16 protein-coding genes are annotated in these 12,103 nt (G+C 63.4%); 13 read left to right on the top strand and 3 right to left on the bottom strand.

The features are described 5' to 3' along the window. Nucleotides 1-130: 130 nt before the first annotated feature. On the top strand, nt 131-682 hold the full coding sequence (locus Q1A32_RS00660) for a YqgE/AlgH family protein (RefSeq protein ID WP_299652702.1): 552 nt from the start codon (nt 131-133) through the stop codon (nt 680-682). Here Q1A32_RS00660 and Q1A32_RS00655 read toward each other — a convergent pair. Continuing rightward, complete coding sequence (locus Q1A32_RS00655) at nt 679-1,614, bottom strand: L-threonylcarbamoyladenylate synthase (RefSeq protein WP_299648125.1); 936 nt, start codon at nt 1,612-1,614, stop codon at nt 679-681. The two genes, Q1A32_RS00660 and Q1A32_RS00655, sit on opposite strands and share 4 nt — an antisense overlap. A gap of 136 nt (nt 1,615-1,750) precedes the next feature. Here Q1A32_RS00655 and Q1A32_RS00650 point away from each other — a divergent pair, with 136 nt between their 5' ends. The 5 genes from Q1A32_RS00650 to Q1A32_RS00630 all read left to right on the top strand — a co-directional run bounded on the left by Q1A32_RS00650 (nt 1,751) and on the right by Q1A32_RS00630 (nt 5,848). Continuing rightward, nucleotides 1,751-3,457 (top strand): acyl-CoA dehydrogenase, encoded by a 1,707-nt coding sequence (locus Q1A32_RS00650; RefSeq protein WP_299648121.1) that lies wholly within the window; start codon nt 1,751-1,753, stop codon nt 3,455-3,457. Then, complete coding sequence (locus Q1A32_RS00645) at nt 3,457-4,503, top strand: MBL fold metallo-hydrolase (RefSeq protein ID WP_299648118.1); 1,047 nt, start codon at nt 3,457-3,459, stop codon at nt 4,501-4,503. Before Q1A32_RS00650 ends, Q1A32_RS00645 begins: the two co-directional genes overlap by 1 nt. A gap of 22 nt (nt 4,504-4,525) precedes the next feature. Next, nucleotides 4,526-4,984 carry a DUF6173 family protein gene (locus Q1A32_RS00640; protein ID WP_299652699.1) on the top strand — a complete coding sequence of 153 codons (459 nt, stop codon included), beginning with the start codon at nt 4,526-4,528 and terminating at the stop codon, nt 4,982-4,984. 83 nt (nt 4,985-5,067) lie between these two features. Further along, nucleotides 5,068-5,202, top strand: a complete 135-nt coding sequence (locus tag Q1A32_RS00635) for an aa3-type cytochrome c oxidase subunit IV (RefSeq protein ID WP_299648114.1) — start codon at nt 5,068-5,070, stop codon at nt 5,200-5,202. Between the two features lie 40 nt (nt 5,203-5,242). Further along, nucleotides 5,243-5,848 (top strand): hypothetical protein, encoded by a 606-nt coding sequence (locus Q1A32_RS00630; protein ID WP_299610577.1) that lies wholly within the window; start codon nt 5,243-5,245, stop codon nt 5,846-5,848. A gap of 52 nt (nt 5,849-5,900) precedes the next feature. Here Q1A32_RS00630 and Q1A32_RS00625 read toward each other — a convergent pair whose 3' ends face one another. Both Q1A32_RS00625 and Q1A32_RS00620 read right to left on the bottom strand, forming a co-directional pair. Further along, nucleotides 5,901-6,221, bottom strand: a complete 321-nt coding sequence (locus Q1A32_RS00625; protein WP_299648111.1) for an AzlD domain-containing protein — start codon at nt 6,219-6,221, stop codon at nt 5,901-5,903. Next, the gene (locus Q1A32_RS00620) at nt 6,218-6,928 is read right to left on the bottom strand and encodes an AzlC family ABC transporter permease (protein WP_299648109.1); all 711 of its coding nucleotides are present in this window, start codon (nt 6,926-6,928) and stop codon (nt 6,218-6,220) included. The genes Q1A32_RS00625 and Q1A32_RS00620 overlap by 4 nt, the downstream gene beginning before the upstream one ends. Nucleotides 6,929-6,976: 48 nt before the next feature. On the opposite strand from Q1A32_RS00620, the gene Q1A32_RS00615 reads away from it, so the two are divergent. Genes Q1A32_RS00615 through Q1A32_RS00590 form a run of 7 tightly spaced genes read left to right on the top strand, consistent with a single transcriptional unit; the run spans nt 6,977 to nt 12,100 of the window. Further along, nucleotides 6,977-7,864 carry a formate dehydrogenase accessory sulfurtransferase FdhD gene (locus Q1A32_RS00615; protein WP_299648106.1) on the top strand — a complete coding sequence of 296 codons (888 nt, stop codon included), beginning with the start codon at nt 6,977-6,979 and terminating at the stop codon, nt 7,862-7,864. Then, nucleotides 7,864-8,271, top strand: a complete 408-nt coding sequence (locus tag Q1A32_RS00610; RefSeq protein WP_299648103.1) for a hypothetical protein — start codon at nt 7,864-7,866, stop codon at nt 8,269-8,271. The genes Q1A32_RS00615 and Q1A32_RS00610 overlap by 1 nt, the downstream gene beginning before the upstream one ends. Then, a complete protein-coding gene (mobA, locus tag Q1A32_RS00605) occupies nt 8,268-8,870 on the top strand; it encodes a molybdenum cofactor guanylyltransferase MobA (RefSeq protein ID WP_299648100.1) in 603 nt (200 codons plus the stop codon). The genes Q1A32_RS00610 and mobA overlap by 4 nt, the downstream gene beginning before the upstream one ends. Further along, nucleotides 8,867-9,358, top strand: coding sequence for a molybdopterin-guanine dinucleotide biosynthesis protein B (gene mobB / locus Q1A32_RS00600; RefSeq protein WP_299648097.1), 492 nt, complete (start codon nt 8,867-8,869; stop codon nt 9,356-9,358). Before mobA ends, mobB begins: the two co-directional genes overlap by 4 nt. Continuing rightward, nucleotides 9,355-10,230: a hypothetical protein gene (locus tag Q1A32_RS23950; RefSeq protein ID WP_366141179.1), complete on the top strand. Its 876-nt coding sequence runs from the start codon at nt 9,355-9,357 to the stop codon at nt 10,228-10,230. The genes mobB and Q1A32_RS23950 overlap by 4 nt, the downstream gene beginning before the upstream one ends. Continuing rightward, a complete protein-coding gene (gene glp / locus Q1A32_RS23945; RefSeq protein ID WP_366141178.1) occupies nt 10,217-11,461 on the top strand; it encodes a gephyrin-like molybdotransferase Glp in 1,245 nt (414 codons plus the stop codon). The genes Q1A32_RS23950 and glp overlap by 14 nt, the downstream gene beginning before the upstream one ends. A 60-nt stretch (nt 11,462-11,521) precedes the next feature. Continuing rightward, nucleotides 11,522-12,100 (top strand): chemotaxis protein CheB, encoded by a 579-nt coding sequence (locus Q1A32_RS00590; RefSeq protein WP_299648094.1) that lies wholly within the window; start codon nt 11,522-11,524, stop codon nt 12,098-12,100. The last annotated feature ends 3 nt before the right edge of the window (nt 12,101-12,103 follow it).

Below are 12,103 nucleotides of genomic sequence, written 5' to 3'. Positions count from 1 at the left end.
CGGTCAACTTGCTGTAACGAAATGGTGCGCGATGGCTTGCCTGCGCGACATCCTTCGGTTGCTCTTGGGGCGCGCGGAGGTCATTCTGGTCCAACAAACATTGGAACGGGCGATGACAGGCGCTGCCGCACTGGATCTCACTGGACAGCTTCTCGTCGCCATGCCGAACATGGGCGATCCGAGATTTGATCGCTCGGTTGTTTTCGTGTGCGCGCATTCCGAAGACGGTGCAATGGGCCTGATCGTCAACAAACCGGCTGTCGACATGGTGCTGGGCGAATTGATGGACCAGCTTGATATTCCGTGCAGCAGCCTCGCACGGGATACGGCCGTGCATTTCGGCGGCCCAGTCGAGACGACGCGTGGCTTTGTCCTGCACACCGATGACTACACGTCGCGTCTGCAAACGCTGAAAGTGGGGGCATTCGGCATGACCGCCACCCAAGATGTGCTCGAAGACATCGGCACCGGTGATGGGCCGGAACGGGCCCTTGTCATGCTGGGCTATGCCGGATGGGGCCCCGGCCAGTTGGAGGGGGAGATCACGCGCAATGGGTGGTTGACCGTGGATGCGAGCCCCCCGGTTGTCTTTGGCACCGGCGACACGGCCAAATGGATCAAGGCGCTTGATGTGATAGGTATCGATCCGCTGGGACTGTCCGGCGCGGCAGGTCGGGCTTAGGTGCGCGGGGCCGCGGCGCGGCGCAAACGGTCATTGATGGCTCGGCCAAGGCCGCAATTCGGGATAGGGGCCACGGCGATCGGGCGGTCCATGGCGTCCAATGTGTGCAGATGGTCAAACAGATGTGCAGCGGCCTCGATCAGGTCGCCCGTCACGGACAGGTTCAAATCCGATTGCATCGGTCCAAAGCCCAGCAAGACCTCTCCCGGGTGTGCAGCATTGGCGTTCAACCGGATCGCCGCGTTCGGTGCGTAGTGCGATGCCAACTGTCCCGGCGCAGTGATCGTTTCGCCCGCCGTCTTCAAGGGACCGACCACGCGTTCGATGTCTTCCTGTGCCAACCCACCGGGGCGGAGCAGCGCCAACGGGGTGCCGCCAACGATGGTCGACTCCAACCCGACGGGGCAGGGGCCTGCATCCAGAACAGCATCCACCTTGCCGGCCAAGCCAGCCAGAACATGGGCGGCCGTCGTGGGGCTGATCCGGCCTGACGGGTTTGCAGACGGGGCTGCAACGGGCCCATCGAACACGCGCAGCACATCCTGCGCCGCCGGATGGGCAGGCACACGCAACGCCACGGTGTCCAATCCGGCGGTCACCAGTGGAGACAACCCGTGCCCTTCGGAAAGCGGGGCCACCAAGGTCAGCGGGCCGGGCCAGAAATGCTGGGCCAATGCCTCGACCGGGCCACTGATGTCGGCAAAATGTCGTGCGGCATCCAGATCAGGCACATGCACAATCAGCGGATTGAAGCGAGGCCGCCCCTTGGCGTCAAAGATACGCGCAACGGCCACGCTGTCGCGCGCATCCCCCCCAAGGCCATAGACGGTTTCGGTGGGAAACGACACCAGCGCACCCGCCCCCAGCAAGCGCGCAGCTTCGGCAATTCCTGCGGCATCGGGGCGCAAAACACTTGTCTCGATTTCAGTCATCAGGCCCTGTCTGCGTTTTCGTGACGCCGCGTTTGAGTTGCGATGCGCCCATCCGCCCCGCATCTATGATGTCAAAGACGCCCATTTACGCGCAGCCTGCGCGCTTGCCAAGACATTGATCCTTCGGAGCTGACACATGCCCTATCGTGCCCCTGTAGACGACTATACCTTCCTCTTTGATCACATCGTGGGTCTGGATCAGGTCGTGGCGACCGACCGCTTTTCCGAAGCAACACCAGACGTCACCAGCGCGATCCTGACCGAAGCGGGCAAGCTGTGCGAAGACGTGGTGGCGCCGCTGCAGCGCCCCGGTGATCTGCATCCCGCGCGGCTTGAGAACGGTGTCGTGCGCACATCGCCCGGCTATGCCGAAGGGTATGAGGCCATCGCGGAAGGTGGCTGGGTCGGTATGGCCGCGGATCCCGAATATGGCGGCATGGGCCTACCCATGACAGTGACGACTGCGGTGAACGAAATGATGTCGGCGGCGTGCCTGTCGCTGCAACTCTCGCCCCTGATGACCCAAGGCCAGATCGAAGCACTGGAACACCATGCCTCCGACGAGATCAAGGACCTCTACCTGCCCAAGCTGATCTCGGGCGAGTGGACGGGCACCATGAACCTGACCGAACCGCAGGCCGGATCGGATGTGGGCGCGCTGTCGTCCAAGGCCGAAGACAATGGCGACGGCACGTACAGCATCTCGGGCCAGAAAATCTACATCTCCTGGGGCGACAACGACTTTACCGAAAACGTCTGTCACCTTGTGCTGGCGCGTTTGCCGGGTGCACCTGCGGGGACCAAGGGCATCTCGCTGTTCCTTGTCCCGCGCAACATCCCGGACGAAAGCGGCAACCCCGGCGTGGCAAACACGCTCAAGGTCGTGAGCCTTGAACACAAGATGGGCCTGCATGGCTCGCCCACCTGCGTCATGCAATACGACGATGCCAAAGGCTGGCTCGTTGGCCCGGAAGGCGGCGGCATGGCGGCCATGTTCACCATGATGAACAACGCGCGCCTTGGCGTGGGCGGGCAGGGCGTGGGTGCGGCCGAAGGGGCGTACCAACACGCGCTGGGTTACGCGCTGGATCGCAAACAGGGCAAGACGGAAGGCGACACGGGCACCATCATCGACCACGCCGACGTGCGGCGCATGCTGATGACCATGCGTGCCGAAACCTATGCGGCCCGCGGTATCGCGCTGATGTGCGCCATCTCCATCGACATGACGACGGCCACAGGCGACGAAACGTGGAAATCCCGCGCCGCCCTGCTGACCCCCATCGCCAAGGCGTTTGGCACCGATATCGGCAACGAAGTGGCAGGCATGGGCATCCAGGTCCACGGCGGCATGGGATTTGTCGAGGAAACGGGGGCCGCCCAATACGCCCGCGACGTGCGCGTGACGACCATCTACGAAGGGACCAACGGCATTCAGGCCATGGACCTTGTGGCGCGCAAGATGATGGACGGGGGCGAGGCCGCCGCCCGCATCTTTGACGAGATCGAAGCCGCAGCCGAAGTCGCCCGCGGCACCTTCCCCAAGATGGCCGAAGCGGTCTGGCAAGCCAGCGAATCCCTGCGCGAAACCACCGAATGGATGATCGCGCAAAACCACCGCGTCCGCTTCTCGGGGGCTGTGCCTTACCTGCGCGCCTTCGCCCGCGTGCTGGGCGGCCATGTCCACCTGCAATCGGCCTTGCACGACCAAGGTGGCGCACGTGAAAAAGTGGCGCGCTTCTACATCCAGCGGCTCCTGCCCGAACATGACAGCCTGCTTGCGCAAGCCCAGGCGGGCGACTACGACGTCTATGCCCTGACCGCAGAAGAGTTCGCCGCCTGATGAAAGACAACCCGCCCGCTGGCCTCAGATACCCGTGGGCGGACGCGCCGGAGCATGGCACGGCCACCGAAGTCGCCCCCGGCGTTCTTTGGATGCGCCTGCCGCTGCCGATGAAGCTGGACCATGTGAACGTCTATGCGCTGGACGATGGCGACGCATGGACCGTGATCGACACCGGCTTTTCCTCGAAAAAGACCAAGGCGATCTGGCAAGAGCTGATGGATGGCCCGCTGGGTGGCAAACCCATCGCCCGGGTCATCGTCACACACCACCACCCCGACCATGTGGGGCTGGCAGGGTGGCTGCAATCCGACTTTGGTGCGGAACTGATCACCACGCGCACAGCGTGGCTCTTCTCGCGCATGCTGACACTGGATGTGCAAGAGAAACCGACGCAGGAAACGCTCGACTTCTACCGCAGCGCGGGCATGGATGCGGCCATCTATGACCAGCGCAGCACAGACCGCCCCTTCAATTTCGGGGATATCGTCGCGCCCATGCCGCTGGGCTTCACCCGGATCAAACAAGGCGACACGATCCAGATGGGCGGGCGGACATGGGACATCCATATTGGCAACGGCCATGCCCCCGAACACGCCACATTCTGGAGCCGTGACGACAATCTGGTCATCGCAGGCGACCAGATCCTGCCCTCGATCAGCCCCAACATTGGCGTCTACGCCACGGAACCCATGGCCGATCCTATCGGGGACTGGCTCGAAGCCTGCGAACGGCTCAACCTGCTGGCCCGCGACGACCACCTCGTCCTGGGGGGCCACAAACTGCCCTTCACGGGCCTGCCCACGCGGATGCGGCAGTTGATCGACAATCATCACGGCGCGCTCAAACGGCTGATGGAGTACATCGACACGCCCAAATCGGCATCGGAATGCTTTGCGCCGCTCTTCAAACGCACGATAGGCGAGGGCGAATATGGCCTCGCCCTGGTTGAAGCCGTCGCGCATCTGTCGCACCTTCACCAAGAGGGGCGGGCGACCCGCGCCAAACGGGATGATGGCGCATGGGTCTACATGCGCACCGAATAGGGGCGACACTATGAGCGACAAGATCACCGACCAGATCAGCACGTCGGCCGAAGCGGCCGAGGCGGACGCCCTGCCACGGGCCCATGAGGTGCATTGCGACCCGGACGCGCGCAATGCGGCCGACCAACCGGTGCCCAAGGGCGTCAGCAAAACGCCAACCGAACAGAAAAGCCCGGCGCAATGGGCCTATGAGCGGATCATCATGTACCTCAAAAATTTCGAGGAAAGCCTTGATAACGAACACGAGATGGCGATGGGGTTCACGGGCGGCGATGCAGGCGTGCTGCGGATCGAGGGGATGGGATATTTCCCGCCCGATGTGGTGACGTTCTACGGGTCCGATCCGACAGGGTCCAAAACGCAACTGATCCAGCATGTCAGCCAATTGAATGTCATGCTGCGGGCCTTGCCCAAGGCGGTGGAACAGGCCGAACCAAGGCGGATCGGCTTCCAACTGGCCCGCGACCTCGAAGAAGAGTGATCATTGTGCCGCAAAGACGCAGTGACAGACCGAAAGGGATGCGCTAAAGCGCGGCCCAAGCTGATACGGAAGGGACCCGGACCATGGCAGAACACAAAGTGGGCGAGATGAATACCGAATCGCAGGAGAAGACCTTTGACGGGTTCATGTCTTGGGTCACATGGTCGGTGATCGTGATCCTCGTCCTTCTCGTCGGCATGGCGATCTTTATTTCATAAGTCGGTTTTGCAGCCTTCGGGTTGGTAGGGGAGTTCGGGTATGCGTTTGATTGCGGCCCTCGCGTGTTGCGCAGTGCTTGCGGGATGTGCCCAACCGCCGACCGTGTCCTATGCCTCGAATGAGCGCGTGGAGGCGGTCGCCTATCGCGCCCCGGGACCCGCAACGCTTACGGTTCTGACCATGGTCAGCAACCGCGATGGCTCAGGCGGGCATTCCGCCTTGATGATCAATGGCAGCCAGCGGGTGATCTTTGACCCTGCGGGGTCCTTTGTGAATGACCGTGTGCCGGAACAGGAGGATGTACTCTACGGCATCTCTCCGGCGGTTCTGAAGGGTTATAAAAGTGCGCATGCGCGCAGCACCTATCACGTTGTCAGCCAGACAGTGGAAGTCACACCCGAGCAGGCCGAGATCGCGCTCCGACTGGCAGAACAGAACGGCGCGGTGGCCCGTGCGTTCTGCACCAATGCGAACACGGCCCTGATGCAGCAGGTGCCCGGGTTCGAAGGAATCAAGACAACCTTTTTCCCCACCAACCTGATGGAGCAGATGGCCTCCTATCCCGGCGTCGTGGAAGAGAAGTATTTCGAGGATGACGAGGGCACTATCGTCGACGGTATCGAAAACCTCGTGATCGCGGAGTGACGGGATCGGACGCTCTTTGGCCTTGCCAAAGACGCCCCGCCCACCGTCCCGTTTACAGCAGATAGACCATCACGAAGAGGGTCGCTGCCCCCGCTCCGATCGCCGCAAAGACATTGCGCGTCCACATCCCCACGCCCATCGTCGCAACCGCCGCCAGAACACGGCTGATGTCCGTGCTGCCGTTCTCGCCCGAATAGACCACAAGCGGTGCCACCAGCGCAGGCAGGATCGCCACGGCGGTATATCGCAGGTGGCGCAGCAGCCACGGGGGTAGGGGCCTGTCACCCACAAAGCCAAGAAAGGTAAATCGCAGCAGGAAGCTGCCCACGCCCAGGCCGATGATCACCGTCCACAAGGTTGCACTGTCGATCATGCGCCGCGTCCCTTCAGCATCAGCTCCGCCTGCGCGCCTGCCATCATGCCCGCCGACCCTGCGATGATCAGGCCAAGCGAATAGGGCACGGACACGGCGAGCAGCCCCACGACCACAGCCACCACTGCCGCTATCAGGTGCGGCAAGGTCCGCACCATCGGCGCGACCATCGACAGAAACGCGATGGGCAGCGCGAAATCAAGCGGCAGATCCTGCGGCAACTGCGTGCCAAGGGCCGCGCCCAGATAGCTCATCCCGAACCAGAAAATCATCACCAGCAGGCATGTGCCGAAATAGTAGGCCATCCGCTGCGGCACAGACAGTTCCGGGGCCGCCTCGAACTTGGCATGGCTCAGGGCATAGCTTTGATCGACCAGCAAATACGCCGCGAACACCCGTTGCCACAAAGGGGCCTTGCCCAGGTACGGCGTCAGGGCTGCCGAATACATCGCCACCCGCAGGTTCACCGCCAGCGCCGACAGTATGACCACCACTGTGGGTGCATCATTCTCCAGCACCTGCAAGGCCGTGAACTGCGCCGCCCCCGCAATCACAACCAGCGAAAAGGTCATCACCTCGAACACGTTCAGCCCGGCCTCCGTCGCCAGCACGCCAAAGAGCAGCGCAAAGGGGCCTGCAACCAGAATAAAGGGCGCGCCGTCGCGCACACCCGCCCAAAAAGCGGATTTGGTGGTGGTGATGGGCATGAGGGGGCCTTAGACTAGTACCCAAGGGGTAACGCCAGCGCAGGGGGGATGCAATTGGCACGTGACACCAACACGAACGGATACATCATTGCGCCCGATCCGCAGGCAGCGCGCCTGACCCGCGCGGTGACGGGCCATGACCACACCGGGGCCGAAACCGAGATATCGGTGGTCGAGGAACGCCCCCTCACCATCTACCTGAATTCACAGGAAATTGTGACGGCAATGACCATCGGGGACTACCCCGATTACCTGGCGCTTGGCTTCCTGCGCAATCAGCGCATGCTGACGGATACCGATACGGTCACGCGGGTGGACTATGACGAGGAACTGGAAACTGTCGTCGTGCGCACCGCCAACCCCACCAACCACGAAGACAAGCTGAAGAAAAAGACACGCACCAGCGGCTGCGCGGTTGGCACGGTGTTTGGCGACATGATGGAGGGGCTGGAGGACACCCAACTGCCCAAAGCGCAAGTCCGCACCTCATGGCTCTACACCCTCAGCGCCACGATCAACCGCACCCCGTCGCTCTACCTCGAAGCGGGGGCGATCCACGGCACCGTGCTCTGCCACCGCGACCAACCACTGGTCTACATGGAGGACGTGGGCCGCCACAACGCCGTCGACAAGGTGGCAGGCTGGATGCTGCAATCGGGCAGCGACCCCGCAGACAAAATCCTCTACACCACCGGCCGCCTTACCTCCGAAATGGTGATCAAAACGGCGCTCATGGGCATCCCCGTCCTCGCCTCCCGCTCCGGCTTCACCGCATGGGGCGTCGAAATCGCACGTGAAGTCGGCCTGACGCTGATTGGACGCATGCGCGGCCAACGCTTCGTCTGCCTCAGCGGAGAAGACCGCCTGATCCGCGACACCGACCCCACCAGCATCACCGACGAGCCGCGCAAAAGCGGGCGCAAGGGGGCTGCATAATGGACGCAACACCCTTCGCCGACGCGGTCGAAGCGGCCCGCGCCCTGATCGCGCGGCAAATGCGGCCCGACTGGCATTCCGTGGCCGCCGTTGTGTTGACACGCCGGGGTCGCCAACACATCGGCATGAATCTCGACAGCATCCTGCCCCGCGCCAGCGTGTGCGCCGAACCCGTGGCGCTTGGCATGGCGATGACCCACGACCCGGACGATCCGGTTGTCTTTTGCGCTGCCGTCAATCGGCACGGCGCGGTGATCCCGCCATGCGGTCCGTGCCGCGAATTGATGCTCGACTATGCCAGACAGGCCAGCGTCGCGATCCCCGATGACACCGATGGCGGTTACGTCACCGTCCCAATGAGCACCCTGGTGCCCGCCCCCTACAAACAGGACCAGCGCAAGCCATGACCCCACCTCTCGGCGTGATCCTCGCGGGCGGGCAGGCCACGCGCATGGGCGGCGGCGACAAGGGCCTGCTGCGCGCAGGCGACAAGCGGCTGATCGACCACGTGATCGACCGGCTGTCGCCTCAAGTGGCTGGCCTCGCGCTCAATGCCAATGGCGACCCGACCCGCTTTGCCGACCTGAACCTGCCCGTGATCGCTGACAGCATCGACGGCTTCGCAGGCCCCCTCGCGGGCGTGCTGGCAGGGCTCGACTGGGCCGCAGAGCAGGGCGCAGACACTGTCGTCACCGCCGCCGCCGACACACCGTTCTTCCCCTGTGATCTGGTCCCGCGCCTGCAGCTTGCAACCGAAGGCATGGACCACCCGCTGGCCCTCGCTGCCACGCCCGACCCCAAGCGCGGTCAAGCGCGCCACCCCACCTTTGGCCTCTGGCCCGTCGCCCTGCGCGACGACCTGTGCACGGCCTTGCAAGACGGTTTGCGCAAGGTGGTGCTGTGGACAGACAAACACGATGGACGCACGGCCCTCTTCCCGGATGAGGTGGCGTTTTTCAACGTGAACACCCCCGACGACCTCAACACCGCAAAGGACATGGCATGAAGATTTACGGTGTCGTCGGCTGGAAAAACGCGGGCAAGACCGGCCTGATGGAGCGGCTTGTCACCGAAATCACCGGGCGCGGCCACACCGTGTCCACCGTCAAACACGCCCACCACACCTTCGATGTGGACCACCCCGGCAAGGACAGCTATCGCCACCGCATCGCCGGTGCCTCCGAAGTGCTGCTGGCCTCCCGCAATCGCGTGGCCTTGATGCAGGAGTTGCGGGAACAGGACGAACCCACACTCGAAGACCTCCTGCAACGCCTCAGCCCTGTCGATCTGGTGCTGGTCGAAGGGTACAAACGCGACGCGCACCCCAAGGTCGAAGCGCACAGGGCCGAAACCGGCAACCCCCTCATCGCGCCTGACGACCCCACCATCCGCGCCATCGCCAGCGATACACCCATGACCATGGACCGCCCCGTCTTTGACCTGAACGACACCAAATCCATCGCCGATTTCATCCTGTCAGAGGTTGGGCTTTGACTGGCTTCGACACGATACTGGTGGCCGATTGGTCTGCAGGCAAACGCCGCCCCGCACGGCCCAGCAAAGATGCGATCTGGCTTGGCATTGCACGAAACGGGGCGGCTCAGGACCCGATTTACTGCCGTTCCCGGCAAGAGGCCGAGACGCAAATCGCCGCCCTCATCGACGCAGAGCAAGCCGCAGGTCGCCGCCTCCTCGCCAGTTTCGATTTCCCCTTCGGCTACCCAAAGGGCCTCGCGAAGCACATCACTGGCCACGACGATCCCTTCGCCCTTTGGGACTGGATCAGCGCGCGCATCACCGACGCGCCCGACGGGACAAACAACCGCTACGCCGTCGCCGAAGAGATGAACGGACACTTCGACGGACCCGGCCCGTTCTGGGGCAAACCGAACCAAACCGATTGGCCCGGCGTGCCGTACCGCAAGGCCGGGATCAGCTACGACACTATCCCCGAACGCCGCGCCTGCGATCATGCGGCCAAGGCCGCCTCAAGCTGCTTTCAGCTGGCCTTCCCGCCAACCGTCGGTGGTCAAATCCTCATGGGCCTGCCCACGCTCAACCGTCTGCGCGCGCGCCCCGGCGTGGCCGTCTGGCCATTCGAAGACTGGACCACTGCGCCGACCGTCCTTGCCGAGATCTGGCCCGGCCTGATCGAACCCGCCGTCAAGGCGCTTCAGGCGGGCGACATTCGCGACGCCGTGCAGGTCCGCCTCCTCGCCACAGCCCTGTCGCGCCTGCCTGCCGCAACGTTGCACGATTGGATGACCGACCTGCCCGACGAAGCGCGCGAAGAGGCGTGGATCCTCGGCGCTGGTCACAATGCGCAACTTGTCTCGTTTGCTGAGGACACACATGCCGCCGCTTAAGAACGACTGCTTTGCCCTGCCGCCCGGTGTCCACTGGACCCCTGTGGACGAGGCTTTGGCCGACCTCCGCACTCGCCTGTCCTGCGTCGTAGGGACAGAAACGATATCTGTCGCAGAGGCCTTGGGCCGCATCCTCGCCACCGACATCACTGCCCCGCGCGCGCACCCACCACTGCCAAATACGGCCGTAGATGGTTACGGTTTCCTTAACGGGCGTGGGGAGGGGGACCACCATATCCCGCTGGTCGCACAACATATGCCAGCCGGTGCCATCCCCGACACAAGTGTCCCCGCGGGGACAGCCATCCGCATTCTCACCGGTGCAGCCCTCCCCGACGGCGTCGACACCGTGATCCTGCAAGAGGATGTGACGGTCAAAGACGGGGCGATCCACTTCACAGGACCCATCAAGCAAGGGTCAAACACGCGCAAGGCAGGCGAGGACGCGAAGACGGGTGACGCGATCGCGCACACGGGCCGCAAGCTGACGCCTGCGGACCTTGCGCTGCTCTCTGCTGTGGGCGTCGCCGAGGTGGCGGTGCGGCAGCTCTTGCGCGTCGGCATTTTGTCGACTGGGGATGAGTTGAAACAGCCCGGTGAGGACGCAGGACCCGGGCAAATCTACGACGCGAACCGGCCCATGCTGCACGGGTTGATCACACAACTGGGCCATGATCCTGTCGATCTGGGCCACGTCCCAGACAATCTCGACAGCTTGCGCACCCGGTTCGATGATGCGGCACTGAAAACGGACGTGATCCTCACCAGCGGAGGTGCCTCGGCGGGGGACGCCGACCACGTGTCGGCCCTGTTGAACGAGGCGGGGGCCATGGCGCTCTGGCGCATTGCGATCAAACCGGGACGACCCCTTGCGCTCGGCATGTGGGACGCCACGCCGGTCTTCGGTCTGCCCGGCAATCCGGTCGCTGCGATGGTCTGCACACTGGTCTTTGGCGCACCGGCGCTGGCCACACTCGCAGGCGCACACTGGACCGATCTGCAGGGGTTCATGGTGCCCGCAGCTTTTTCCAAAACCAAGAAGGCGGGGCGTCGGGAGTTTCTGCGCGCCCGCATGCGCGATGGCCGGGTCGAGGTCTTTGCCTCGGAAGGATCAGGGCGGATCAGTGGGTTATCTTGGGCCGAGGGGCTGGTAGATTTGCCAGATCACGCCATATCTATTACACAAGGCGATCTTGTACGCTTCATCCCCTGGGCCGGGTTCGGCACGTAATGCCCATTTTGCCGCGCGAATTCCCGCTTGGCGACGTTAGCCAGAATGGGCCCGATCAAAATGAATGAGAGTATTATCGTCATAGGCGCCTCCGCCGGTGGGCTCGAACCGATGATCGATGTCCTGAAGGTTCTGCCACCCAATCTGGATGCGCCCGTTGTGGTTGCCATTCATGGCGGTGAATTGAGCAAGCTGACCGAAGTGCTGACGACCAAGGTGAAGTTGCCGGTGCGCAAGGCCACCGATGGGCAGGCTCTGAACCGCGGTGTGATCGCGGTCTGTCCCGGCGGGGAACACACCCGGATTGAAGGGCGCGTACTGCGTCTGGGGCGGCTGTCCGATGCGGCGCGCTTTCAGCCGTCGGTGGACTTGCTGTTTCGCAGTGCGGCCGAAAGTTACGGGGCCGGGACGGTGGCAGTGGTTCTGTCGGGAAACCTGAATGACGGCACGTTGGGCGCACAGGCAATCCACGAGGCGGGAGGATGCACATTGGTGCAGGCCCCGGGGGAGGCTGCGTATTCGTCGATGCCGTCAAGTGTTGTGCTGCATGATCACCCCGACGCGGTGTTGAAAGCGCAGGATATTCCGGGACGATTGCTGGATCTTGTGGGTGAACGCGGTCTGGTTCGACCCGCTTAAGCG

This window comes from uncultured Tateyamaria sp., from assembly GCF_947503415.1.
GTDB lineage: Bacteria > Pseudomonadota > Alphaproteobacteria > Rhodobacterales > Rhodobacteraceae > Tateyamaria.
This window is presented reverse-complemented; position numbering and strand designations above follow the sequence as displayed.